This window comes from Aeoliella sp., from assembly GCF_965227375.1.
Lineage (GTDB): Bacteria > Planctomycetota > Planctomycetia > Pirellulales > Lacipirellulaceae > Aeoliella.
The window spans coordinates 2,395,353-2,419,857 of sequence record NZ_CBDDFX010000002.1 but is presented as its reverse complement, the minus strand read 5'-3'; the positions used below and the strand labels follow the sequence as shown (position 1 = coordinate 2,419,857).

Below are 24,505 nucleotides of genomic sequence, written 5' to 3'. Positions count from 1 at the left end.
GTCAGTTCCTTCCTGACTGGAGTGTTGCGTTGGGGGGCTTGGCGGAGTGCGCGGCTGCCTGCAAAGGTCAGTCGAGTTCTTCCAGCCACACCCGCATTTCGTTTTCGTATTCGCTGGCCAGGTCGCCACGCACGAGAGTCCGTTCGAACTCGGCCAAACCGTCTTCGCAAGTAATCGCCTCTTCGGCGCTGGCGTACCGCAGCATCGGATCGGGCGACGTGAGCCGGCGGCAAATGGTCATCAGCAGTTCGCTGTCGCGAACCTCGGGCGGTACCACTTTCTCCAGCCGCTGCGGCAAGGTGCGCTTGGCTTCGAGCATCGCCGCGTAGTCCTTAATGCCCGCGAACAGGGGACGACCCGACAGCGCCTCGACCAGTACGTAGCCCACGCTGGCCAGGTCGGAGCGAGGCGAGACGTCTTCGCGCTCCAGGATCTCGGGCGCTGCGTACTGCGGTGTGCAGGTTCGCTGCGGTGGCAGGTTCGAAAGTTCCACAGCCGAGCCGATATCGATGATCTTCGGATGCCCCGTGCGTTTGACCATGATGTTCGACGGCTTGATGTCGCCGTGCACAATGCCCTCGCGGTGCAGCGCGGCGAGTCCCGCGAGCACTTCGTGCATGATCGCTACGGCCATGCCCGGCTTCAGGCGGGGGCGCACCGGGCCGCGGGTCACGACGACATTGTTGATGTACTCCCAACGTTCCCAGCCCACTTGCTGCCGTGCGCGCTCGAGCATGGAGGGCGTCAGCAGAATGTCGAGATCATAGCCGTCGACCCATTCCATCTCGAGAATGCGGACGCGGTTGCGCTCGATGAAGTTGTAAACGTCCAGCAGGTTGTCGTGCTGAATCTTCGACACGTGGCAGCCCACCTGGGCCATCCGCCGCATCGCTTCGACGTAGTCGCGTTCGCCTTCGAACCGCTCTGGCGAGAAGAACTTGAGTGCTACCGGCAGGGTGAAGCCGTCGGAGCCACGGCGCTCGCTCAAATATACTTGTCCTTGACCACCGGTTCCGAGCAGTCGCCTGAGCCGCAGATGCTCAGTCCAGCCGAGTTTACTTCGCTGTATCAGTTCGCCGTAAGAACGAAGAATCTCATCCACGTCTTGGCCGGGCGGGCGTTCATGCGGCCCCACCGTGCGCGGTGAGTGTAGAATCGTAGTGCTGCTATCCATTATGGTTGTGTCGCTCCACCTGATGAGTCGTGGCGTAGTCCTTTTTCCAAGGGACAGATTCTTCCCACAGGGCACTTGTCTGCACTTGGTGGGATGAGTCGATATCCCCGCCACGTCCTCTGATTTTACTTCGCCGCTAGCAAGAATGTCCAGCTGGAATTGTCATACCGCGAAGCTTCATTCGGTTTCTACAGAAGTTGCTGCGCAACGACTATTTTTGGGTTTTTGCCGAGATTCTAGTCCCATGGCAACACACAGTGCGGATGTACTCGCTAATGCAAGCGTGGTTGGGCGCACGTGCGCGGTGTACTCGACATCTGCGCGCCTAGCAGAGGTTCCTGGCCCGCCGCCAGTTCGCGACGAAATACTCACGAGTGGCGCACGATCGGTTTTACGCAACTCGTGGAGGACCCTCTGCAGGGGGGGGCGTCCGGCCGTCCGTCGAAAAGCTGCCCAAACCGAAAGGTCTGTCGATATCGGCACCTGGTCGACTTGCGTCCGATTGAACCGATGTTGGGCAACTCCTAGACTGAGTTCTCACCCATTTACGGGGGAGCGAGGACGAGTCCGCCTGCGCCATCCCCTTCGGTCTAGAATCAAGGAATGGAGGTCCATCCCCAAATGCCTACCAACCCAGAGGTGCTCGCCGACCTGCAAAAGGCGCTCTCCATGGAACTCACCGCCGCTCATCAGTACCAACTGCATGGTAGCGTACTAAGCGATTGGGGCATCGACCGCCTCGCCGCGCAGATGGGCGAAGAGATGACCGAGGAACTCGGTCACTCCAAGACGTTTCTCGATCGCATCCTGTTCCTTAAGGGAACGCCCGAGATGACGTTGGACAAGACTCCCGTCGTGGCGAAGTCGCTGGCGGAGATGTTCCAGCTGGATCTGGATGACGAGAAGGAAGCCATTTGCTTCTACACCGGCGCAGCCAAGAAGGCCTACGAGGCCGGCGATATTGGATCGCGAAGCATCTTCGAGCAGATCGTGCTAGACGAAGAAGGGCACATGAGCTGGCTGGAGCTGCAACTCGACCTGCTAGAGCGGATGGGCGAGCCGGCCTACATCGCCAAGCACATGTCCGCGCCGAACGAGGGCGCGGAGGGCTAATCATCGAGGTTCAGCATTAGAATTCCATAGAGAGACGCTGGTAGCCAACCGCGTCTCTCTTTTCATATTTGTGTGAAAGTAATCCTGAGTAGTCTCAGGAAAGTGTAGTGCAATGCGTTTGACTCTGTTCTTGGTCTTGATCGGCATCTCGATGACGACGACTCCGTGTAAACCAGATGAACTGCTGCCCGGCGGGAAGCTCTCCGACGAGCAGGTGTCGCGGTTTGCCCGACTGGCGCTCGACGGGATCGTGCGCGAGTATCCCAATAAGCCCAGCAACGTGATGATCGGGCGGGAGTCGCTGCAATCGCCGAAGGAGATGCACCCCGTGTTCTACGGGTGTTTTGACTGGCATTCTTCAGTGCACGGGCACTGGATGCTCGTGCGACTGGCGAAGCTGTATCCCGATGCGCCGGTGGTGGGCGAGATTCGGACGCTGCTCAACGATCAACTGACTGCCGACAAACTGCTGGTCGAGGCGCAGTACTTCGACGCCAAGGAAAACCTCAGCTTCGAACGCACCTACGGCTGGGCGTGGACGTTACGACTGGCCGCCGAGCTGCGACAGTGGGACGACCCCGACGCCAAGCGATGGGCGGAGAACCTGGCGCCGCTGGAAAATCGCATCGTCGAACTGACGAAGAGCTACTTACCTCGCCTGACGTATCCAATCCGCACGGGAGTGCACCCCGATACCGCGTTCGCGCTCGGGCAGATGCTCGACTACGCGCGGATGGTGGACAACGAGGAACTCGAGACGCTCATCACGTCATACAGTCGCGAGAAGTACTTGTCGGATCGCAACTATCCCAGTCGGTTCGAGCCTTCGGGCGAAGATTTCTTCTCGACCGCTTGGAATGAAGCCGACCTGATGCGGCGAGTGCTACCGCCGGACGAATTCGCCGAGTGGCTTGAGCAATTCTTGCCTAAACTGGCCGATGCCAACTCCGACGCAGCGAATCTTCTCCAGCCGGCGGAGGTATCCGATGTGACCGATCCCAAGATCGTACATCTGGTGGGACTGAACCTGTCGCGCGGTTGGACGCAGCAGGGAGTGCTTTCGGCGCTGCCGGCCGACGATCCTCGCCGCGAGGTCCTGCAACGATCGGTTGCGGCCCACACCCAAGCGGGAATGAAGTACGTGTTCAGCGGCCATTACGAGGGCGAACATTGGCTGGCGACGTTCTCCGTTTACTTGCTAACCCAGGTTGGTTGCGAGCCATGAGCAGCGACCAACGCACCTCGGCGCGCCGCTGGAGATTCGGCCCGGGGTTTGTCGTCACCGCTGCGTTCATCGGCCCGGGCACGGTGATCACCGCCGGCCGCGCCGGCGCGATGTTTGGCTACTCCTTGCTATGGACGCTGCTACTGGCGATCGTCGCGACCATCGTCTTGCAAGAGATGGCCGGGCGGCTGGGGTTGGTGGCGCGAAGCGGGCTGGCCGCGGCGATCAGCGAGTCGATGCCTAATGCTTCGTTCAGGCGGCTTGCGGTTGCTTTGGTCCTGTCGGCCATCGTGGTGGGAAACACCGCCTATCAGACCGGCAACCTGACAGGCGCCGGGTTGGGGCTTTCGATCCTGACCGACTTGCCACCGCGCTTAGGAGCGGTCGCAAGTGGCGTCGTCGTTGCGTTGCTATTGGCGTTCGGCACGGGGCCACGGCATTTGATGAATTTGCTCGTCGCGATCGTGCTATTGATGAGCATCGCGTTCGTCGGCACCGCGCTTCTCGCCAGGCCCGACGCATCGCAGATGCTCGAGGAAGCCGCCACGTTTTCGCTGCCTGCGGGGTCGCTGCTCACCGCCATGGCGCTCATTGGCACTACGGTTGTTCCGTACAACCTGTTCCTGCAGGCGCGAGTCGTCCAGGAGCGCTGGAGTCAGGCCGATGGCCTCGGAGAATCGCTACGCGAATCTCGCGTGGACACTATGTTGGCCGTCACACTTGGCGGGCTGGTGACCATGTCGATTCTTGTCACGGCCGCCGTGGCGTATGGGGGCGATCCGAATGGTGCGTTCACAGCCGACGAACTCGCCGAGCAACTCCAGCCGCTGCTTGGGTCGAAGGGCAAGTACCTGTTCGCCGCAGGCTTGCTGGCCGCTGGCCTGACGAGCGCCATCACCGCGCCGCTGGCGGCCGGGTACGTTGTCGCCGAGTCGGTGCCGAACGGGTCTGCGTCGCTAGCCAAGCAAGCCTCGATAGCCGTGGTGCTGTTGGGAACCGGGTTGGCGGCCGCGTTCGGCAGCAGCCCGCAAGCAACCATCGTTTTTGCCCAGGCCGCCAACGGCCTCTTGTTGCCACTCGTGGCGGTGTTTCTTCTCTGGACAATGAACCGACCCCAACTCCTGGGTGAGTACTGCAACAGCAGGGGGCTCAATGTCGCAGCGATCGTCGTGGTCATTGTCGCGGTAGTTCTGGGGCTTAAGAAGTTAATCAGTCTTATCTACTAGCGAGGGGGCCAGCGGAGTCGACCAAGGATCACTGCTGTGCTACAACATCGACGTTGGTGAGTGTACCTACCCTGAGTTAGGAAAAATGGTTGATGACAACGACATTGAAGCTAACGAAGTAGAGTATTGGGCTTCGTTGGGAAATCTGAGGATGGTGGAGCGCGCGGTGCGAGAGGGGCATGATATCAACGCAGTGGCGAAGGATGGATACACGGCAATGCATGCCGCTGCCGAAAACAACCACCTAAGCGTCCTGGAGTTTCTAGTTCAGCAGGGTGCGGAGATTCAGCCAAGAATGGAGAGCGGCGAGACTTCCCGCGACTTGGCCAAGCTAAGTGGCAGCGTAGAGGCGGAGGAGTTTCTTCGCATGGTGGAACAGAATTGAACCCAGTATTACGCCTACCCGTAAAGAGAGTCATGTGAGCCTTGAGCATGGTGGGCGAGAGCTCTATTAGTAATCTGACGATGACAGTCTCCGTTGGAGTTAGCCAACCTGGAAGGATCGCAAGCGATGACGCTACACGAAAAACACACGTTTAAAGACGAACTCGAAGACGACATTTACGCGTCGGTCGATCTCTCCACGGCGTTGCCCAAGCACAGGTTTCCCTTGAAGGAGCACGAGCCGCGGCACGCCTACTCGGTGGTGCACGACGAACTGATGCTCGACGGCAACTCCCGCCAGAATCTGGCAACCTTCTGCCAAACGTGGCTCGAGCCGGAAGTTCACCAGTTGATGAACGAGTGCGTCGACAAGAACATGGTCGACAAGGACGAGTATCCGCAAACCGCAGAGATCGAATCGCGGTGCGTGAACATGCTGGGCGAATTGTGGAACGCACCCGCGGACGCGAATCATATTGGCTGCTCAACGACCGGCTCCAGCGAAGCGGCGATGCTGGGCGGCATGGCGATGAAGCGACGGTGGGAGGCCGGGCGTAAGGCGGCCGGCAAGCCGACGGTCAAGCCGAACCTAGTGACCGGCCCCGTGCAAGTATGCTGGCACAAGTTCACGCGCTACTGGGACATCGAGCATCGCGAGATCCCGATGGACGCGGGGCGGTTGATCATGACGCCCGAGGAGGTCTTGAGTCGCTGCGACGAAAACACGATCGGCGTGGTGCCAACGTTGGGCGTGACGTTTACCTGCCAGTACGAACCGGTGAAAGCAGTGGCCGCCGCGCTGGATGAACTGCAAAAGGACAAAGGTTGGGACATTCCCATCCACGTCGACGCAGCCAGCGGTGGGTTCTTGGCGCCGTTCTGTGCACCCGACTTGGAGTGGGATTTTCGACTCCCGCGCGTCAGGTCGATCAACAGTTCGGGCCACAAGTTCGGTCTCGCTCCGCTGGGCGTGGGTTGGGTGCTGTGGCGCGACGCAGCCGATCTGCCGGACGATCTGGTCTTCTGGGTGAACTACCTGGGCGGCAACATGAGGGACATCGCGCTGAACTTCTCGCGACCGGGTGGGCAAGTGGTTTGCCAGTACTACAACTTCCTGCGGCTGGGCAGGGAAGGGTACCGCAAGATCCACTCGGCGTGCTACGAGACAGCGCAGTACTTGGCTGGCGAGATCGAGAAGCTTGGTCCGTTCGAGATGCTGTATAACGGCGACATGGGCGGAGGCATCCCCGCGCTGTGTTGGAAGATCCGCGAAGGAGCGAAACCGGGTTTCAGCCTGTTCGACCTGGCCGATCGCCTTCGCGCCCGCGGATGGCAGGTTCCGGCCTATTCCCTGCCGGCCAACTGCCAGGACATTGCCATTCAGCGAATCCTGGTGCGGCACGGCGTCAGCCGCGATCTTGGTTCGCTGTTGCTGCAAGACATGAAGCAAGCGCTCGAGCACTTCGAGAAGCATCCCATCGAGACGCCGATGACGGCGGACGAAGCGACCGGTTTCCACCACTAGAAGAAAAATTGCAGTGGGCTCATGCGTTCAAGCAGTTGTTCAAGGACGCCGCCGCACCAAGTGGATCGAGCGTCCGCTCCAGGCGCGGTAGGCGACTTCGATGAGTAGCGAGAGGACGACCATGCCAATGAGAATCCACAATTGCATGCGACTCTTGGAGTTCTCGTCGATTTGAACGCACATCGTCACCAGCGCCGCGCCGCAGACGATGGCTCCGAGCGCCGAGATCCACCGCCGGGATTGCGTCTCTTTCGCCAGCCGTACATTGGCGACGTTTACGGCCATGAATATAAATAGGAATCCGGCGCTTGCCATGGTGGAGATCGCGTCGAGGGGAACAAAGTTGGCCAAGACGAGCGCCACGATGGCGAATGCGAACATCCCCTCTAGTGGCAGACCGCGAATATTGCGTTCCAGCTCCTTCGGCAACTCGCCCGACCGCGCTACGGTATAGGTCAAAGGGCCTGCGCTGTAGAGTGTGGCGTTGATCGCAGATCCGCAGGCGAGTACCGCCGCTACGGCGATCATCATCTGTCCGGGCAGGCCCATCAGGCGATTGGCGACCGCGGCCAGGGCGTGGTCGCCGGCCGTGGACATCTGGTCAAAGGAAAGATGTCCCACGGCCACCATGGTGATCAATACATAGAACACGATCACCAGCAGCACTCCGCCGACGTATGCTACCGGCAGTGCGCGGCGGCGGTCCTTCATTCGACCGGCCGCGTTGGCGATCAGTTCGAACCCTTCGTAGTTGAAGAACACGATCATCGCCCCGGAGACCATCGCGACCGGTGGCACGTAGTGCTCTGGCCCCAACCGCTGCCACGCCATCGGCGTGCAGAATCCAACCACGACGAACACCGCCAGGATGACCATTTTGGCCAAGTTCAATGCGTTCTCCGAACGGATGACGTAGCTGCCTCCCAGCACGTTCACGATCGTTAGCAGCACGATCGCGCCGCTGAGGATGAGGTGCTGCCACAGATCGACTTGATCGGCGGGGAAGAAGCTCGCTCCGTAGCTTCCCAGCGCGTACGCATAGATGGCCACCAGCACCATGTAGCTGAAGCAGAGCAGAATGTTCGAGGCACCGGTCAGAATGCCGGTGCCGAACCCACGATTGAGGAACTCGACGGTGCCCCCTTCGCCGGGGAATGCAATGGATAGCTTTAAGTAGGAATAACTGGTCAACAGGGCGACGATCCCGGCGACGATGAATGCGATGGGCACCGCCCCTTTGGTCAACTGCACCGCCAGCCCCGTGGTGGCGAAGATGCCGCCGCCCACCATGCCGCCAATGCCAATCGACAGCGCAGACAGGGTGCCCAGCTTTCCTGACTCACTATCCATCACAAACCGGTCTATCTGAAGTACGCCTGATTGCCTGACAACGAACCGCGTTGCATTCGTTGCCGGGGCAATTTTCGTTGGGAGTTGCCCAGACTGTCAAGCCGAACGACTTGTATGCGATCGCCAAGCGTTGGCAACGCTCACAGTTTCTCTAAAGGTCAATCCAAATTCACAATGCGCACCAAAGTTGTCAGTTTCTTGTGTTTTTTGAACAGCCCGTTCTTGACGCAACCGTGCCTTGCCCGCTTTAATCTCAAGTGCTTGGGTTCCTCCGCCAGCAGACACCCACTTGCCCATAGAGGGAGGGCATGTCTGATCTACCTGTCTTACAGCCAGAATCACCCCAAGCTCAGGCGATCTACGATGTCTTCTTGCAGGTGATATGGATCAGCGCCGGCATTTTCTTCATCGTCACCGGGCTGATTGTCGTGGCGATTCTCCGTGGGCGGAAGCGAACCGAGCTGCCCAAGCAAGATTTTGGCAGTCACAAGAAAGAAATCTTCTGGATGGTCGGTCCGGTGTTGGTCGTGCTCTGGCTGGCCGCCATCAGTACCAAGCTCATCCTCACCATGAACGCGGTGCCCAGGGTGCATCCGCCTCGCGATGCGCCGGCAGATACCGAGTTGACGGTCACCGGCCACCAATGGTGGTGGGAGATCCAGTACAATGGCTCCGGAGTGAAAAGCGCCAACGAGATTCATATCCCGACCGGCAAGAAGATTCGGGTGAAGCTTCAGTCGGCCGATGTGGTGCATTGTTTCTGGGTACCGCAGCTCGCGCGAAAAATGGACGTCATTCCGGGCCGCGACAACTACATTTGGCTCGAAGCGAGCAAGCCGGGCGTGTATCAGGGGCTTTGTTCGGAGTACTGTGGCACGCAACATGCGTGGATGAACTTCAAAGTCTACGCGCACCATGCCCAAGAGTACGATGCCTGGCTGGCGGAGCAGTCGGCCAAGCCCACCGATACCCCCAGCGCGATTGCCGAGGCTGGCAAACAGTTGTTCTTCTCCTACACCTGTGTGAACTGCCACACGATTGAGGGCACCGCAGCGATGGCAAATATTGGCCCCGATTTGACGTACATTGCCCGACGCAAGGAACTCGGCGGGGGGGTGCTGGAGAATTCGCCGGAGAACCTAGGCCGTTGGCTGAAGGATCCACAAGAGTTCAAGCCGGGCTGCAAGATGCCCAATTTCAATCTCACGGACGAGCAGGTCCAACAACTGGTCGCCTATTTGGATTCGATGAAGTGAGCACGGAAGCGGTCCCACAACTCGAAACGGCCGAAGCCAGCTCCGATTGGGGGCTGCTGTCATGGGTAGCGTCGGTCGACCATAAACGCATCGGTCTGATGTACATGCTGCTGGCCGTGGTGTTTCTGGTGGTGGGTGGAGTCGAAGCGTTGTTGATCCGTGTTCAACTGCTGGTGCCGAACAACACGTTCCTTTCGCCGCAGTTCTTCAATCAGCTGTTCACCATGCATGGCACGACCATGGTGTTTTTGGTCGGCATGCCGGTGTTCACTGGCTTCGCCAACTACATGATTCCTTTGATGATCGGCGCCAAAGACGTTGCATTTCCACGCTTGAACGCGATGAGCTTCTGGATGCTGCCGTTCGGGGCGGTGCTGCTGTATTGGAGTTTCCTCACCGGCTCGGCGCCAGACGCGGGCTGGTTTTCCTACGCCCCGCTCTCCACCAAGCCGTACAGTTCGCTGCCCGGCGTGGATTACTGGATCATCAGCCTGGCGGTCATGGGCATTGGCTCGGTCGCCGGCGCGATCAACATCATCGCCACGGTGTTTTGCTGCCGGGCGCCGGGGATGAGCCTGCAACGAGTGCCGCTGTTTGTGTGGATCATGCTGATGCAGGCGATCCTGATCGTGATCACGATCCCGCCGCTCAACTCGGCGCTGGCCATGCTGCTGATCGACCGCTGGCTCGACGCGGCCTTCTTCGAGCCCGCTCGTGGTGGCTCGGCCTTGTTGTGGCAGCATTTCTTCTGGATGTTCGGGCATCCCGAAGTCTACGTATTCGCCCTGCCGGCATTCGCAATGATCTCCGAGGTGATTCCCGTCTTCTCACGCAAGCCGATCTACGGCTACGCGTTCGTGGCGGGTTCGTCGTCGGTGATTGTGCTGTTGAGTTACAGTGTCTGGGCGCACCACATGTTTGCGGTGGGGCTGGGCATGGGGGCGAATATCTTCTTCGCCGCTGCGACGCTGTTGATCGCGATTCCTACCGGCATCAAGGTGTTCAACTGGACCGCCACGCTGTGGGGTGGGTCGATCCGCCTGACCGCGTCGATGCTGTTCGCCATTGCGTTCTTGATTCAGTTTGTCGTCGGCGGCTTGACGGGTATCATGTTCGCCACCGTGCCGATCGACTGGCAGTTGACCGATACCTACTTTGTGGTGGCTCACTTCCACTACGTATTGATCGGCGGCATTGTCTTCGCCCTGTTTGCGGCTACGTATTATTGGTTCCCAAAAATCACCGGGAAGATGCTCGACGAGCGTTTGGGCAAGATTCAATTCTGGTTGTGGGTCATCGGTTTCAATGGCACTTTTGGCGTGCAGCACGTACTGGGATTCATGGGCATGCCGCGGCGCGTTTACACCTACGCGGACAACCCTGGCTGGGCCACGCTAAATGCGATTTCATCCGTCTCCGCCTTCTTCATGGCGGCCGGCACGTTGGTGCTGGTGTGGAATGTCATCCGTAGCCTGCTGCGTGGTCAGTCGGCCGGCAACAACCCTTGGGACGCGTTTACACTGGAGTGGGCCACGACTTCCCCGCCGCCGGTAGAGAACTTTGAGTCGCCGCTGCCGGAGATTAAGAGTCGCCGCCCGGTGTGGGATGAAAGCCATCCGGAGTTTGCGGACTGGAAGTCGTCGCAAACGCCCGAAGACAGCGGCCACCGCCCCGACAAGGCGAAGGTCAGCGCGTGGGCGTTTATTGTCTCCGAGGCGATCTTCTTCATTCTGCTGCTCGTCTCCTACGTGGTGTTCAACGCACAAGCCGAAAGCGACGGACCCACGGCCGCAACCGCGTTGAACGTGACACGAACGGGTATCTACAGCCTGTTCTTGCTCTCCAGCAGTGTCACGTTCTGGATGGCGGAGCAGCACCTTCGCCGCGGCGATACGGCTGCGTTCCGCAAGTTCCTGTCGATCACCATAGGGTTGGGCGTGGTTTTTCTCTTTGGTCAGGCGGTCGAATACAACGAGTTGATTCAGGATGGCGTCACCATCAGTCGTAATTTGTTCGCCTCCACGTTCTTCACTTTAACCGGTTTTCACGGCTTGCACGTTACCGGTGGGTTAGTCGCGCTGGGCATCATGCTGCTGATGGCGCGCAGTGGCTACCTCACTCCGAAGCGTTCAAAAGTGTTCGGTGCGATTGGCGTGTATTGGCACTTTGTCGACGTAGTTTGGATCGCCGTGTTTGTGATCGTTTACTTGGGATTCTTGCAATGATCTGGGACCAAGCACTCTGGAACTGGACGTCGCCCGTGTGGCTGGTCGCCTTGGGACTGGTCGCGCTGTATCTGGTGGCGTTCCGCCGCGCGAAGGGACTGCTGATTCTGGTGCTGGGCGTGGGTTTCCTCGCGTTGGCGTTCGTGTCGCCGATTGGTGTGTTGGCCGATGGCTACCTCTTCAGCGCCCACATGGTGCAACACTTGTTGCTGCTGCTGGTGGTGCCAATGTGCTTGTTGATTGCTTTGCCGCGAGAGAAGCTCACCCAGTGGTTCGAAGGCGCGCGGCTCGATCGAGTGGGGCAAATGCTGGCGCGTCCCGTGCCCGGTTGGGTATGTGGGGTGGGTGCGATGTGGTTCTGGCACGTGCCGGTGCTGTGTTCGGCGGCGACTTTGAATCCCGCCATCGGCGGTTTACGCGACGCTTCGTTTATCCTCGCCGGGCTCGCGTTCTGGTGGCCCATCTTCTCGCCGGTCAAACGATACCGCCTGCCGCCGCTAAATGGCATCGCGTACCTCTTCTCCGCCTGCATCGGGTGTACGCTGCTGGGCATTTACATTACGTTCACCACCATCACCGTGTGCCCCGCGTTCGCCAACCCGGTTGACCGACTACATATCCTTACGTCGCTATACGATGCTGGACTGACGCCGGCGATCGACCAGCAATTGGGCGGGCTGCTGATGTGGGTGCCGCCTTGTAGCTTGTATGTCTGCGTCATCGTGAGCCTGTTGTGCCGTTGGTATTCCCATATCGAAACGATTACCCCGCCTAACGCCACGGCTGGCTTAGGGCGCCCGCTCAATAGCTCGACGGAGTGAGAGAATCATCATGACTGTTAAAAACGAACTGCCGCCAGAACTCCCGCCCGACCCGACCTACGTACCGGTCGCGATGGCGCTCGGGATCGCAATGTTGGTGTGGGGCATCCTTACGCATTGGGTGATGTCGCTGGCCGGCGCAGGGCTGTTTGTCTGGGCGCTATGGAGTTGGATGAGCGAGATTTGCCATCAGTGGAGACGACAAGATGAAGCATGAAGCGGACGAGAACACGACCGAGTGCCCCGAGGAGCTTTCGCGGCGTTCGTTTTACACCAAGCTGTCGGTCGGCCTGTCGCTGGTCATCGGTGCGATGATGGTCGTGCCGGGACTCGCCTACGTCCTCGCGCCGATTGTGCGCAAACCGCCACGCGACTGGCGCACTGTGGGCAAGGTCGACCAGTTCAAGGTTGGCTCCACGTCGCTAGTGAACTTCGAAGACGCCTCGTCGGTTCCGTGGGCGGGCGTCACGGCGAAGACCGGGGCGTGGCTCCGACGTGTGGACGACTCGCACTTTATCGCTTTTTCGATCAACTGCCGCCACCTTGGCTGCCCCGTGCGCTGGGTGGACGACGCCAACTTGTTTATGTGTCCTTGTCACGGGGGTGTCTACTACTCCGACGGCACCGTGGCGGGTGGTCCGCCACCGAAGCCGCTCAAGAGGCTCGCCGTACGAGTGCGGAACGACGAAGTGCAGATCGAAACGGGTCCTGTGCCGCTCACCACCACCCCAGTGTAATTGCCTTCTCGTCCCACGTTTCACCAACAACCGCCAGCTATCGATCGTTAATCCATGGTCCGACAACTGCTACGCAACATGGGGAAATGGCTCGACGAGCGGTCGGGCTTCTCCGACTACGTCGTGCCGCTGGTCACGCACATCGTGCCCCGCGACGCTCGGTGGTGGTACGTGTTCGGCAGCGCCACGCTCACCGCGTTCTTCGTGCAAGTCGTCACCGGCATCTGCCTGGCGATGACCTATGTGCCGGGCGGCGATCAGGCGTATGAGAGCTTGAAGTACATCACCGAGACCGCGCCGCTGGGCAGCGTGGTCCGCGGCATGCACTACTACGGCGCTTCGGCCATGGTGATGCTCGCGGTCGTTCACATGCTGCAGGTCTACCTGCACGCCACCTACAAGTACCCGCGCGAACTCAATTGGATGAGCGGCGTTGTGGTGCTGTTCGTCGTGCTCGGCATGGCGTTCACCGGGCAGCTGCTGCGTTGGGACGCCAACGGCGTCTGGTCCGTGGCCGTGGCTGCCGAGATGGCGGGTCGCGCGCCGATCATCGGGCCGGCGATGGCCGAGTTCATCATGGGCGGAACCACCGTTGGCGGCTCCACGCTCACGCGGTTCTTTGCGATTCATGTGTTCATCTTTCCGGCGCTGATTTTCGCCGGCGTCGGGCTGCATCTGTTGTTGCTGTTCCGGCATGGCGTATCCGAGATGCCCAAGCCCGACCAGCCGGTCGATCCCAAGACCTATAAAGAAGAGTACGAAGGGCGACTCAAAAAGTCCGGCGTGCCGTTCTGGCCAAATGCCATGTGGCGCGACGTGGTGTTCTCCACGATCGTCGTGGGTGTGATTTTGCTGTGCTCGGTCTTCATCGGGCCGCCGTCGCTCGACCACCCGCCGAATCCCAGTAGCATCGAAGCCAACCCCATGCCCGATTGGTACTTCTGGTGGTACTTCGCGGTGCTTTCGATGCTGCCCGCCGAACTCGAGACGTGGGTCATCCTCGGCGCTCCGGTCGTGGGGTTCCTAATACTCTTCTTGCTCCCGCTGATTTCCAACAAAGGGCATCGGGCGCCGAGCAAGCGGCCTTGGGCGATTGGCATCGTCGTCGCCGGCCTGACGGGCTTGGTGGTGCTGACCATCTATGGCTACCACGAACCCTGGTCGCCCGACTTCGGTGTGAAACCGCTGACGAAAGAGATCATCGGCACCGATACGGGCCCCGTGGCGCATGGGGGGGCGCTGGTGCATTCCAAGGGCTGTCTCTACTGCCACAACATCGACGGCCACGGCGGCCATCGCGGGCCGGAGCTTTCCACGATTGGCCAGCAGTTAACGCGGCAGGACTTGATCATTCGCATCAACAACGGGGGCTACAACATGCCTGCCTTCGCGGGTTCCGTGACCGCCGACGAACTGAAAGACATCGTCGACTTCCTCGAAACCCGCCGCCCCAAAGACGCGCCAGCGCCCAAGCCAACCTCCGATCCACCATCACCGGCCAATTGATTCTGCCGCTCAGGAACTACCTACATGCGCTTCCTTCCGTTCGTTGTTGTCGTGCTGCTAACCGCGATGTTTCTCGCGTTGGGTGGCCTTGTATCACCGTGGTGGCTGATCGGCGCGGTAATCTGCGGCCCGCTCGCCCTGCTCGGCGTGTACGACTTGGTGCAGAAACCTCACAGCATCTTGCGCAACTATCCGCTGGCCGCGCACTTTCGCTTTCTGTTCGAGATGATCCGCCCAGAGATCCACCAGTACTTCATCGAAGACGACACCAGTGGGCGGCCGTTTAATCGCGATGAGCGCTCGCTGATTTACGAGCGCTCCAAGAACATCGAAGGCCTCAAGCCGTTTGGCACGGAGCTCGACGTCTATTCCGACGAGTACGAGTGGAGCCCGCACTCGATCGCGCCGTGCGAGAAGAGCAGCGAGTACTTTCGCACCATGGTAGGAGGGCCCGAGTGCAAGCAGCCCTACTCCTGCTCGCTCCTCAACGTCTCGTCGATGAGCTTTGGGGCGATCAGCCCGAACGCGATTCTCGCGCTCAACGCCGGGGCGAAGAAGGGTGGCTTTGCCCATTGGACCGGCGAGGGCGGCTTCAGCCCTTACCATCGGCGGCCCGGCGGTGATGTCGTGTGGCAGATTGGCACCGGCTACTTTGGTTGCCGCAACGACGATGGAACCTTCAACGCCGACCTGTTTGCCGAGCAGGCGGTGGACGAGCAGATCAAGATGATCGAGATCAAGATCTCGCAGGGCGCCAAGCCGGGCCACGGCGGCGTACTGCCGGCGGCCAAGATCACTGCGGAGATCGCCGAGACGCGAAAAGTGCCGATGGGGCAGGACTGCATCTCGCCGCCCGGCCACTCCACGTTCCACACGCCAAAGGAGCTGTGCCAGTGGGTGCAGCAACTGCGCGATCTGTGCGGCGGCAAGCCAGTCGGCTTCAAGCTCTGCATCGGCATGCCCCACGAGTTCCTGGCCATCTGCAAGGCGATGCTCGAGACCGGACAGCTGCCCGACTTCATCAACGTCGACGGCGGCGAAGGCGGAACAGGCGCCGCGCCGTTGGAGTTCTCCGACAGCATGGGCGCGCCGCTGGTCGAAGGGCTGGTGTTCGTTCACAACGCCCTTGTCGGTTGCGGTTTGCGAGACAAGATCAAGATCGCGTGCGCGGGCAAGGTCTCGTCCGCGGCCGACATCATTCGCAACGTCGCCATCGGCGCCGACTGGTGCAACGTCGCCCGCGGCTTCATGCTGTCGGTCGGTTGCATCCAAGCCCAAGCGTGCCACACCAACGCCTGCCCCGTGGGCGTGGCGACGCAGGACCCGAAGCGCTATCGCGCGCTCGACGTGGCCGGCAAGTCGGAACGCGCCTACCGGTTCCACAAGAACACGATGGAGACGCTGGCCGAAATGGTGGCCGCCATGGGCCTCGAAACCCCCGACGGACTCAAGCCGCTGCACGTCTACAAACGGATCAGCCCCACCAAAGTCATGTCGTACGAAGAGGCTTACGACTTTCTGACCGATGGCGAACTTCTCGACGGCAAGTGCGGCCACCCATTGATCGACATGAGCTGGCGGCGAGCCTCAGCGGAGACTTTCCGGGCGCAGGGGTAGGAGCAACCAGCTACTGCTCGGTGCTAGATCTGCGCAGCGACGGTGATCCTGGAGGTTGTCTTTCTGACGCCGCCCGTCTTGGCCATTTGATTGCGTGAAGGTCAGTGTCAATTTAAGCTGTCCCATTGGCTTTCAGCGAGAGTCGTCTGATTGAAGTCAACCACGTCGAACCAGTCGCGTGAAGGTGTATCGCGACCGCCGGCGCAACCCAACGAAGCACCGGTTGATGCGTGGTTCGAGCAACTCGGTGCGGATACTCTATCAAGCACCAGTCCAGCCACTCGCTCCTGCTTGCCACTGAGCGGCAAGCAGGTGTGGAGCGAGTTCGAGTTCGATCTGGCGGACGAACACGAATCAGAGTGGTTGGAACTTGCCACTCTGGAGGCCCCCGCGCGCTTCCATGGCTCGAGTTGAGCTGGCGGCGAGCCTCGGCGGAGACATTCTGGGTGCAGAGGGTAGGGAACACGCCGCGGCAAAACCGATTGGTCAGCGTAGCTTTGCAGGTTCCCGCCGCTGAAGATATACTGCGAATCTGTTAGTGAGAACGCACCTACCGGAATTTGCTAATGATTCGCTTCATTATTTCGATCACGTCGCACCAATCTTCTTACATTCGACGGTTCCGCACGTGCGCAGCAGGGCTTCTGCTTGCTGCGCTCTTGAGTCCTAGCCAGGCACGGGCGTTTGTAGACGACGGCGATGGCCTGCTCGACGTCGGCGAAGCGCCTGGCTTTCCTGCCGACCCCGCCGCAGCTACCGGTGGACTCACTCTTGACAGGCGGTCCATCCAGGATCTCGATGGAACCAACCTGCTGACCAACCTGCAATCGCTAGGCTTAGAATACAATGAAGTAACGAGTATCGAAACAGGCGACTTCGGCGGTCTGAACAACCTGCAATGGCTCAACTTGGAGCACAATAAGCTCACGAGCATCGAGTCGGGCGGCTTCATCGGGCTGACCAACCTGCAAGGGGTCAACTTGGACTACAATGAACTTGCAAGCATCGAGCTCGACGACTTCAGTGGGCTGACCAATCTACTGTCGCTCAAAGTACGCGAGAATGAACTGACAAGCATCGAGTTGGGCAGTTTCAGCGGGCTGACGAGCCTGAAGTGGATCGAGCTGTACGGCAATCATTTAACGAGCATCGAGTCGGGTAACTTCAGTGCGTTGAGCAACTTGGAAGAGATCGACTTGGAGTACAATGAACTTACGAGCGTCGAGTCGGGCGACTTCAGCGGGCTGCCCAATTTGAGGTGGCTCATCTTGTCGCGGAATCAGATCACGAGCATTGAGTCGGGTGCGCTGGCAGGGTTGACGGAGTTAAGAGGGCTTTATCTTGACACGAATGATCTGAACGAACTCGACCTCACCCAGGCAACGTTACATAATCTCATCCAATTGTTCATCGACAGTGCCGAGATTGCCACACTGCGCCTTGACGACGCTGAACTGTCGCAGGAATCGTGGGAGACAATACTCGGCGAAACGACCGAAGTCATCGATGCGTCGTTAGTCGGACTGAGTTTCGCGGATTCGAGCCCTAGCGACCTAAGCTCGCTGTTGAGTATCTCCACGCTCGACAACGTGAGGGTCGATCCGGCGCTCTACGCGCTGTATGCGGCCGAGTTGGACGCCTTCGACGCCATCGAGGGAAACACCGTGACCGTCGTCCCCGAACCGAGCACTCTGGTGCTGATACTGGCCGGCGCGTGCGGGCTATTCTACCGGCACAAGTACCAGACGGAAGCTTCGCCATCATGCCGCTCCCACGATCGAATCTCATGGACACATTCACTAGCAACTATCGATTCCTGAGTTTTGTATTGCTCGCGTGTCTTTCTGGGCAAGCAGTGGTCGCCGCAGATCTTGTGCGGACCGTGGCTTTGTCTGATGTTCCAATTCGCAACGACACGCAACTTGGCATCCGAAAGAGCGGACTATCGCGGGTAGTAGTTGACGCCCGTGGGAATGTAGCGTTCGAAGGGTTCTTGACGGGCCCGGGAGTCAATGAGTCGAACGATCGCGCTATCCTTAGCGAGTCGGTGGGCAATGGACTTCGTATTGTGGCGAGGGAGGGATTCCCGTTACCAGACTCGCCAGCAGAATCGCGCCGTTTGTTGAGTGCGAATTTCTTTAGTCTGAACAATATTGGAGATACGCTCGTATTGGCCGCTCTTGATGGACCGGAGATCATCGGAGTCGTTGCAGCCACACGAACCGATGGGCGCACCGATATCCTACTAAGAGAGGGTGACATGCCGACAGGTCAATCGGAGGTCGCCTTGGCATCGATTACGTCAGTAGGCGTAAATGGTTTCTCAGCTAGCGGCAATTTCCTGGCCGCTCGCGGGACATTGCGTGGGCCTAACGTTACGAGTGATAACGACAACATTCTCTATCGTTTAACGGAATCTGGTAGTTTAGATATCATCTTGCGAGAAGGAGATCCACTGCCTGCCACGACGGCTGGAGAGAAGTACGGTCGTGCCATAAGTTCAGTCGCTATTAATCAATACGGTCATTTGGCATTCTTAGCGGAGGTTGATGACCCACGGCGAATAATCGGAAACGATACTGCCGTTTTTGGATCTTCGATATCCAGCCAGCCTTTGTTAATTGCCAGAGAAGGTTTAGTTGCTCCAGGGTTCCTCTACGCCGACGTATTTTACGACGATCTCGGGTCGACACCTGTAGTAGGACCGTCAGGAGAAGTTGTTTTTCATGCCGAACTCAGAGGCGCGACAACATCTCGCAACGCGATATTTCGGGGCGATGTCGACGACGTTGAATTGGTAATCAAACAGGGAGACGCATTCAACAACGGTCCCGATGGCTTGACTCTATTCGACGCATATTCGTTGGTAGTGAACAGCAAAGGCCATCTTGCATTCAATGGAGAAGTTGCCGGCATAGAGTTTGGGGAACTCAGTGGCGAGGGAGTGTTCAAGGAAGACACTGTAGGTGAAATCGCGATCGTTGCGCTGGCCGGTCAGCAAGCCCCTGGCGTGGCTCAAGGCGAGCGATTCTATTCGTTTCAGCCCGTGTCAACCAATCGCCTCGGTCAGACCGCGTTTGAAGCGTGGTTGACGCAGCCGCTAACGGATCGGCGAGGGCGGACGGCGATCTTTGCAGAGGACATTCGAGGAAATCTCCAGCTGATTGTCGCCGCTGGTGAAGAGATGAATGTAAGTGACGACCCGTTCGTTCAGGATCTTCGGACCGTAACGCGGCTGGTTATGACTGAGCAAAGCGGTAACGCTGACGGACGCCGTAGTGGATTCAATGACCTGGGACAGCTGGCCTTTTATGCTGAGTTTACTGACGGCTCAAGTGGATTCTTCGTCGCTAACGCTGTCGCTGTGGCCGAACCGAGTTCTATTGTGACAACTACAATAGCAGTTGCCTGTTTTGTTGTAGCGTGCATGTCCTCACACGAGAAATGCTGTGTGGCCTGACGCATTCTCTTTCTGGGGACTGCCTCGATCGAAGTACGTCTCAGCGGTTGGACCTGCTTCGGTATCCTGGCTTTACTGGCGGTCGTCATTGACACCTTGGTAAGAAATGCCAGTTGTAAAAAAATCGCCGTTGAAACCGCGCGCCCGTGTGATCTAATAGGTTCGCAGCCTAATGTATTCATGGGAATCGTAGCTGCCGTCGCCAGACGGCGGATGGACTGCTGCGGTGTTTGGGGTGTTCACGTATTCTGGTGAGTTAGGCCCCCTCCCTAACCCTCCCCCAAACGATTTGGCGGGAAGAGTTGATTGGTAGCGAAGCGTCGCCTTCGCCAAATCACCCGGAGGAGGGGATACGGACGCTCGGAGCGGCGGAGCGAACGGCGACTATGGTTTTGTCCCACCGCAAAACATGCGGGGAACAACGCGAAGGGTTTTGTCGCACCCCCCGAATGGTTCTAGCGAGAAAACAAGGGGTTTCGCCACTTGAGCGGGACCAAAACGCCTGGGGTTTTGGGCCAATGGATCGATGTAGGGGACAAAACCCCCGGTTTTGGGCCAATGGATCAATTGTTGGGACAAAGCGGAACAATCAAATGACGCGAAGAGCCCCGACCAAACTTGGTCGTGGCTACGCAAACTAAACATAGGAGACGTGCCCAGAGAATTATTGAGCCGCTTCGTGGCTGTAGAGCGGCAGGTGGCGGTAGTACACCTCGAGCATGTAGATCGACAGGCAGGTGGTGAACAACCGCCCGCCTTGCGAGCCCCAGCGGTCTCCGTTGGGGTCCCAGCTGCCTCGTTCGCGGCCGCGTTTTTCCTGCTGCTCGGGGAGCAGCTGCCGCATGACATTATTCCACTCCCGCCAGGGTTTGCCTTCCATGTGGTGCATCACCTGCGTGGCGTAGTACCAGTGGTAAACGTTGCGTTCGTCCCACTCCGGCAAAAACTTGAGCAAGTAACTAACCCCGTCCTGGAGACGCTGATCGTCCCGTTCCCACCCCAGGTATTGCCGACACAACAGCCCCTCGGCGGTCATCGCTGGGGTGGCTCCTCGTCCGCGCGCGCGGTACGAGTAGCGACTTCCGTACTCGTGCTGCACGGTGTCGAGGTAGTCGCTAAGTCGCTGGAACGTTTCGCTGGGTACTTCGAGTCCCGCCATGCGAGCGCTCTGCAACGCCATGGCGAACCAACCGGTGACCGAGAGGTCCTCGTCGCGTCCGGGCTCGTACCGCCATCCGCCGGCCGAGGTTTGGTACTTCACGCAGTAGTCGACCGCCTTCTGCGCCGGCTTGCGAAGGTCCTCGTCGCGAGTCATGGCGTAGAGTTCGCAAATGGCGATCGTGCACTGGGCATGCGTGTACAACCGGGCGTCGCCGACGTCGCCATAGAAGTGCCCGTCGTCGTATTGTTGGGCGAGCAGCCAGTTCCAGCCGCGGGCAACGACATTGGGAAACTCATCGCCCGGCAGCGGCTTGTGAGTGTGACCGTGCCCTTGGAACGCCAGGAGCGCCATGGCCGTGGCGGCTTCGCGGTTCTCGCGATTGCCACCGTCGCGGTACGGCCCGCGGAGGCTCCACGATCCATTACTGCGCTGCTGGCGGGCGAGCCATCGCAGGCCTTCCATCACCGCCTGGTCGGTCAACGCGGTTCCGCCATACGCGTCGCGCAGCGCCTCGCGCATGCCGGGGTTCCGACCACTGAGTGCCAGGCCGACGCTGATGGATGGGCTATCGCTTGCAGCCAGCAGTCCGTCGGGGCTCAGCGGAACCAGGTCGGGCATGCTCAGCGGATCGACCACCTCGGGCAGTTCGTTCGGCGCCAGTTCGCTTTGTTCAATCACAACGTCTTGCGGCACGTTGAGATCGTCGATCGAGTCGAGGTCGATCTCGCCCAGTTCCTCCCCGTAGCGAGCGTTGAGCAGGAAAGGAGCTTCTACCACACTCGCCATGGCCAGCAGACCAAGCACGATGAGCGCTACCATGTGAACGACAGCACTAATCAACCACGGCGGCGATTCCTGCATCCACGCACTGAGGTCGATGAGCGAAGCGGTTTGCGGCTCGGGCGGCAACTCGGCCGTGGCACTCGACGACGGAGCGGTGCGGTCGGGACGCGTCTCGACCGAGGCTCGTTGCAGGTAGTCGAGTTCGAGGTCCGCTGTCGGCATGGGATTGCGTGGAGCAAATTGGATGGATGCCGCAAGAGGAGGCATGCCGCTGGGGTGTACACATTCACGGTATCGGCCTCCTGGCCCGCGGGCAACCAGAACTCGCAAGACAACCGGCATTTTCACCCGAACCAGCGGGCTGCCGAGGGTGTCTTTCCCGTTAGTTCGCCAAATCGCCCTCAAGCATTCCCGCCGGAGAGCCGAAAACCATCAGATACCGTAGCCGCCCGAACCATCGCAGATGGCCGTTTGGGCAGTCTTCCGCGGGCGATTCGGGCAGTCGCAGCGGGAAATCGGCACGGTCCCCCATTGAAGAGACCCGTAAGCGGGCATAGAATGTGGGACTCACGCGGAACGGTTATCGCAAACCGTCCGCTGAGCAAATCACCTATCGCGGGGTGGAGCAGCCAGGTAGCTCGCGAGGCTCATAACCTCGAGGTCGTCGGTTCGAATCCGGCCCCCGCCACTTGCCGTTCCGTAACAAGATGAATTTCGCCCCCAGCAAGCCGCTGGATTCGGCGTTTTCCGTCTTGCTCGGTCCGGAATCTAAGCTGAATTGTCTCGATATTCGCTTGCAGAGCAGCCTGGACCGCTTTCGGCTCACTGGAGCCGAGTTGCTCAGCCAGCTTCTCGATGGTCGCCAGCACGTCGTCAACTGACCAGCAAGCCGAATCAGCTTTCTTGGATTTTGCCTGGAGTGTGCGAAATTCTTCTTCGATATGCCTCCGTTGGGCTTTTGCCTTGCGAATCTGTTCGTAGACCGATTCCAACATGTCTTCAGGAACGCTCAACAGCCGGTCTTCCCCGGCCTGGAGCTTCTGGTCCGCCGCAGCGAGCTGACGAGTTAGAGACTGAACCTGGGCGTCGTCTGAATTGGGAGCTGCCAAGCGGTGATTGATCATTGCCGTAAGCCTAGCAAGATTTTGCGGGTCTCTCAGGATTCCAACAAATTGGGTTACCACTTTTTCGTGGAGTTCGTCAGCAGCGACCCAGTTATGTTTGCATGTGCCGTTTGAGTCATAGGCAGCACAGACATATTTACGGGCTTCGTAGACTTTGCCATTCTTTCGTCGCCTCGTGATGCGGCCGTGCATTTTTGCGCCGCATTCGCAATGCACCAGACCGCGAACCAAATACTCGTAGCCCTTTTTTGCATGGGCCCCGCCAGGATGCGTGGCGTTCTTTCGCATTCTCACCTGAACCGCCAGCCAATCTGACTTTTCGATGATCGCTTCGTGGCTCTGCTCCACAATAACCCAATCCTCGCGGTCGTTCGCAAGAACCTTGTGCTTACGCCTTCCGGTCTTCGTCGGCGCATTCTCACTTCGCGTCCGTTCGGTCGCCTTGCCGTCCACGAGTGAATGAAACCTGCCTTGGCGAGTCTTGTTCCAAGCGAAGTCGCCGCAGTAGATTTCATTCTTGAGCATGTCGCGGATAGTGCCTTTGTTCCACTTGCCGCCCCGTGGCGAAGGCACACCGCGTTTGTTCAGAGATTTGGCGATCGTCCAGGGACTGTCGCCGCTCAGGTATTGGGCAAATATCCATTGGACGTGAGCAACAAGCGCTGGGTCGCCAGGCACGAATGTCGTATGCCAGCCATCGGGTTTTGCGACTTTCTCGCCACGTTGAATGCGCGTGCGGTGATTGCCTTCCTCATCGACAAGCATTCGGTCATAGCCGTAGGGCGCCGCCTGTCCTGCCGAGTAACCGCTATTGGCTTGCTTCGACTGTCCTCGGATCGTTAGCTCTGAGAGCGTTTTGCTGAATGCGTGGTCCGTTTGCGCTTCGATCGAAGCGATCAAGAACTGCGCTAAATCGTTAATGTCGATGACGCCTTGCTTGCTCGTAACGAGCCTCACTCCGACATCGTCCAGACGATCGAGATAGCGGATCGTCTTGGCAGGACGAAATCTGGCAAATCGGCTCTGATGCCGAACCAACACAAAGTCGAAATCATTTTTGAGTTCTGCGTCTTCGATCATGCGAACAAAGTCGTCACGATCGACGTTGTGGCCAGAGACGCCGTCATCCATGTACCAACGGAGTATTTCGTACCCATGCTGGGCGGCGTAGACTTGAATCTCTTCCCGCTGAATTTCGATGGAGTCAGCCTGCTTATCGTCGGTGCTGCGACGTAAATAACCAACTGCCTTGTACATCGGCGTTCCTTTCATATGTGGGGGAATACCGAAATTGTCGCGTACTTTCTCCGACTTTCAAGATCGCTGGCCGCGTTTTCTACTCAGCCGCGTTTACTTCGGTTTGGAGCGCCCCCTAGACGCAGGCTTGTTCTCGCGACCAAGCGCCAACAGAAGGATGGCGATTTGCTCTAGCCCGTCCGATGACAATTCCGTGCCGATAGCTCGTAGTCCGCTACGCCCATCGGCAGACATATCGCTACCCTGTGCGGACTCGTTCTTCGCAGCGGCTAGTTCAACGGGTTTCTTCAATGGTCTAGCTTCCGTGACGTGTCAGAACAAACGCCTTTCAATTCGATTGCCATGCACAGTCCAGGCGGTGTTCGGTTGTTATCGAGACAATCCAGGCCGTATGGGCAAAAACCTGTTACCTCTATGTTCGCTCGCAAAGGATCAATAAGAATCCGATTCTGGGGCCAATCTCAGACCCGAGAATCCCCCCCACGATGAGCGTCACACGATTGCGTGAACCAACTGCCGAGCGCAAGACTCCTCCTCCCCAGCAGGAACCGATGAGGCTC

Annotated in this window: 19 protein-coding genes, 1 tRNA gene and 1 pseudogene; 17 read left to right on the top strand and 4 right to left on the bottom strand. The window is 59.0% G+C overall.

What is annotated here, in order from left to right:
• Positions 1-67: 67 nt before the first annotated feature.
• A complete protein-coding gene (locus ACQK2L_RS22505) occupies positions 68-1,174 on the bottom strand; it encodes a serine/threonine-protein kinase (protein ID WP_425399298.1) in 1,107 nt (368 codons plus the stop codon).
• A gap of 621 nt (positions 1,175-1,795) precedes the next feature.
• On the opposite strand from ACQK2L_RS22505, the gene ACQK2L_RS22500 reads away from it, so the two are divergent.
• The 5 genes from ACQK2L_RS22500 (at position 1,796) to ACQK2L_RS22480 (ending at position 6,647) form a co-directional block, all read left to right on the top strand.
• Positions 1,796-2,287, top strand: a complete 492-nt coding sequence (locus ACQK2L_RS22500; RefSeq protein ID WP_425399297.1) for a bacterioferritin — start codon at positions 1,796-1,798, stop codon at positions 2,285-2,287.
• A 112-nt stretch (positions 2,288-2,399) separates the two neighbouring features.
• Positions 2,400-3,512, top strand: coding sequence for a DUF2891 domain-containing protein (locus tag ACQK2L_RS22495; protein WP_425399296.1), 1,113 nt, complete (start codon positions 2,400-2,402; stop codon positions 3,510-3,512).
• Positions 3,509-4,738, top strand: a complete 1,230-nt coding sequence (locus ACQK2L_RS22490) for an Nramp family divalent metal transporter (protein WP_425399295.1) — start codon at positions 3,509-3,511, stop codon at positions 4,736-4,738. The genes ACQK2L_RS22495 and ACQK2L_RS22490 overlap by 4 nt, the downstream gene beginning before the upstream one ends.
• Before the next feature lie 85 nt (positions 4,739-4,823).
• Positions 4,824-5,123, top strand: coding sequence for an ankyrin repeat domain-containing protein (locus ACQK2L_RS22485; RefSeq protein WP_425399294.1), 300 nt, complete (start codon positions 4,824-4,826; stop codon positions 5,121-5,123).
• A 126-nt stretch (positions 5,124-5,249) separates the two neighbouring features.
• Positions 5,250-6,647, top strand: a complete 1,398-nt coding sequence (locus ACQK2L_RS22480) for a glutamate decarboxylase (RefSeq protein WP_425399293.1) — start codon at positions 5,250-5,252, stop codon at positions 6,645-6,647.
• Between the two features lie 39 nt (positions 6,648-6,686).
• Here the strand turns inward: ACQK2L_RS22480 and ACQK2L_RS22475 are convergent, their stop codons facing one another.
• A complete protein-coding gene (locus tag ACQK2L_RS22475; protein ID WP_425399292.1) occupies positions 6,687-7,997 on the bottom strand; it encodes an APC family permease in 1,311 nt (436 codons plus the stop codon).
• A gap of 308 nt (positions 7,998-8,305) precedes the next feature.
• Between ACQK2L_RS22475 and coxB the strand changes: the two genes are divergently transcribed.
• The 10 genes from coxB to ACQK2L_RS22425 all read left to right on the top strand — a co-directional run bounded on the left by coxB (position 8,306) and on the right by ACQK2L_RS22425 (position 19,619).
• Positions 8,306-9,253 (top strand): cytochrome c oxidase subunit II, encoded by a 948-nt coding sequence (gene coxB / locus ACQK2L_RS22470; RefSeq protein WP_425399291.1) that lies wholly within the window; start codon positions 8,306-8,308, stop codon positions 9,251-9,253.
• Complete coding sequence (ctaD, locus tag ACQK2L_RS22465) at positions 9,250-11,478, top strand: cytochrome c oxidase subunit I (protein WP_425399290.1); 2,229 nt, start codon at positions 9,250-9,252, stop codon at positions 11,476-11,478. Before coxB ends, ctaD begins: the two co-directional genes overlap by 4 nt.
• Positions 11,475-12,299, top strand: coding sequence for a cytochrome c oxidase assembly protein (locus ACQK2L_RS22460; RefSeq protein ID WP_425399289.1), 825 nt, complete (start codon positions 11,475-11,477; stop codon positions 12,297-12,299). The genes ctaD and ACQK2L_RS22460 overlap by 4 nt, the downstream gene beginning before the upstream one ends.
• Positions 12,300-12,309: 10 nt before the next feature.
• On the top strand, positions 12,310-12,516 hold the full coding sequence (locus tag ACQK2L_RS22455; RefSeq protein WP_425399288.1) for a hypothetical protein: 207 nt from the start codon (positions 12,310-12,312) through the stop codon (positions 12,514-12,516).
• Entirely contained in the window at positions 12,506-13,036 is a 531-nt protein-coding gene (locus tag ACQK2L_RS22450; RefSeq protein ID WP_425399287.1) for a ubiquinol-cytochrome c reductase iron-sulfur subunit, read from the top strand. The genes ACQK2L_RS22455 and ACQK2L_RS22450 overlap by 11 nt, the downstream gene beginning before the upstream one ends.
• Before the next feature lie 54 nt (positions 13,037-13,090).
• Positions 13,091-14,542: a cytochrome b N-terminal domain-containing protein gene (locus tag ACQK2L_RS22445; RefSeq protein ID WP_425399286.1), complete on the top strand. Its 1,452-nt coding sequence runs from the start codon at positions 13,091-13,093 to the stop codon at positions 14,540-14,542.
• Positions 14,543-14,566: 24 nt separating this feature from the next.
• Entirely contained in the window at positions 14,567-16,159 is a 1,593-nt protein-coding gene (locus tag ACQK2L_RS22440; RefSeq protein WP_425399285.1) for an FMN-binding glutamate synthase family protein, read from the top strand.
• A gap of 150 nt (positions 16,160-16,309) precedes the next feature.
• Positions 16,310-16,573, top strand: a complete 264-nt coding sequence (locus tag ACQK2L_RS22435; protein WP_425399284.1) for a hypothetical protein — start codon at positions 16,310-16,312, stop codon at positions 16,571-16,573.
• 152 nt (positions 16,574-16,725) lie between these two features.
• Positions 16,726-17,979: a leucine-rich repeat domain-containing protein gene (locus tag ACQK2L_RS22430; RefSeq protein ID WP_425399283.1), complete on the top strand. Its 1,254-nt coding sequence runs from the start codon at positions 16,726-16,728 to the stop codon at positions 17,977-17,979.
• A complete protein-coding gene (locus ACQK2L_RS22425) occupies positions 17,946-19,619 on the top strand; it encodes a DUF7453 family protein (protein ID WP_425399282.1) in 1,674 nt (557 codons plus the stop codon). Before ACQK2L_RS22430 ends, ACQK2L_RS22425 begins: the two co-directional genes overlap by 34 nt.
• 664 nt (positions 19,620-20,283) lie before the next feature.
• Here ACQK2L_RS22425 and ACQK2L_RS22420 read toward each other — a convergent pair.
• Complete coding sequence (locus tag ACQK2L_RS22420; RefSeq protein ID WP_425399281.1) at positions 20,284-21,786, bottom strand: prenyltransferase/squalene oxidase repeat-containing protein; 1,503 nt, start codon at positions 21,784-21,786, stop codon at positions 20,284-20,286.
• Between the two features lie 392 nt (positions 21,787-22,178).
• Between ACQK2L_RS22420 and ACQK2L_RS22415 the strand changes: the two genes are divergently transcribed.
• Together ACQK2L_RS22415 and ACQK2L_RS22410 are read left to right on the top strand one after the other, a co-directional pair.
• Positions 22,179-22,252, top strand: a tRNA-Met gene (locus tag ACQK2L_RS22415).
• A 19-nt stretch (positions 22,253-22,271) separates the two neighbouring features.
• Entirely contained in the window at positions 22,272-22,445 is a 174-nt protein-coding gene (locus ACQK2L_RS22410; protein WP_425399280.1) for a hypothetical protein, read from the top strand.
• Positions 22,446-22,748: 303 nt separating this feature from the next.
• Here ACQK2L_RS22410 and ACQK2L_RS22405 read toward each other — a convergent pair.
• Positions 22,749-23,945, bottom strand: a pseudogene (locus tag ACQK2L_RS22405) (recombinase family protein); the annotation flags it as partial.
• Positions 23,946-24,505 lie beyond the last annotated feature (560 nt).

What these genes read in the sequence shown, in the direction of transcription:
- ACQK2L_RS22450 (WP_425399287.1), top strand. Translation starts at nt 12,506, where the DNA reads ATGAAGCATGAAGCGGACGAGAACACGACCGAGTGCCCCGAGGAGCTT.
- ACQK2L_RS22440 (WP_425399285.1), top strand. Translation starts at nt 14,567, where the DNA reads ATGCGCTTCCTTCCGTTCGTTGTTGTCGTGCTGCTAACCGCGATGTTT.
- ACQK2L_RS22425 (WP_425399282.1), top strand. Translation starts at nt 17,946, where the DNA reads ATGGACACATTCACTAGCAACTATCGATTCCTGAGTTTTGTATTGCTC.
- ACQK2L_RS22495 (WP_425399296.1), top strand. Translation starts at nt 2,400, where the DNA reads ATGCGTTTGACTCTGTTCTTGGTCTTGATCGGCATCTCGATGACGACG.
- ACQK2L_RS22475 (WP_425399292.1), bottom strand. Translation starts at nt 7,997, where the DNA reads ATGGATAGTGAGTCAGGAAAGCTGGGCACCCTGTCTGCGCTGTCGATT.
- ACQK2L_RS22455 (WP_425399288.1), top strand. Translation starts at nt 12,310, where the DNA reads ATGACTGTTAAAAACGAACTGCCGCCAGAACTCCCGCCCGACCCGACC.
- ACQK2L_RS22445 (WP_425399286.1), top strand. Translation starts at nt 13,091, where the DNA reads ATGGTCCGACAACTGCTACGCAACATGGGGAAATGGCTCGACGAGCGG.
- ACQK2L_RS22480 (WP_425399293.1), top strand. Translation starts at nt 5,250, where the DNA reads ATGACGCTACACGAAAAACACACGTTTAAAGACGAACTCGAAGACGAC.
- ACQK2L_RS22460 (WP_425399289.1), top strand. Translation starts at nt 11,475, where the DNA reads ATGATCTGGGACCAAGCACTCTGGAACTGGACGTCGCCCGTGTGGCTG.
- ACQK2L_RS22485 (WP_425399294.1), top strand. Translation starts at nt 4,824, where the DNA reads ATGGTTGATGACAACGACATTGAAGCTAACGAAGTAGAGTATTGGGCT.
- ACQK2L_RS22410 (WP_425399280.1), top strand. Translation starts at nt 22,272, where the DNA reads ATGAATTTCGCCCCCAGCAAGCCGCTGGATTCGGCGTTTTCCGTCTTG.
- ACQK2L_RS22430 (WP_425399283.1), top strand. Translation starts at nt 16,726, where the DNA reads ATGATTCGCTTCATTATTTCGATCACGTCGCACCAATCTTCTTACATT.
- ACQK2L_RS22490 (WP_425399295.1), top strand. Translation starts at nt 3,509, where the DNA reads ATGAGCAGCGACCAACGCACCTCGGCGCGCCGCTGGAGATTCGGCCCG.
- ACQK2L_RS22420 (WP_425399281.1), bottom strand. Translation starts at nt 21,786, where the DNA reads ATGCCGACAGCGGACCTCGAACTCGACTACCTGCAACGAGCCTCGGTC.
- coxB (WP_425399291.1), top strand. Translation starts at nt 8,306, where the DNA reads ATGTCTGATCTACCTGTCTTACAGCCAGAATCACCCCAAGCTCAGGCG.
- ACQK2L_RS22505 (WP_425399298.1), bottom strand. Translation starts at nt 1,174, where the DNA reads ATGGATAGCAGCACTACGATTCTACACTCACCGCGCACGGTGGGGCCG.
- ACQK2L_RS22500 (WP_425399297.1), top strand. Translation starts at nt 1,796, where the DNA reads ATGCCTACCAACCCAGAGGTGCTCGCCGACCTGCAAAAGGCGCTCTCC.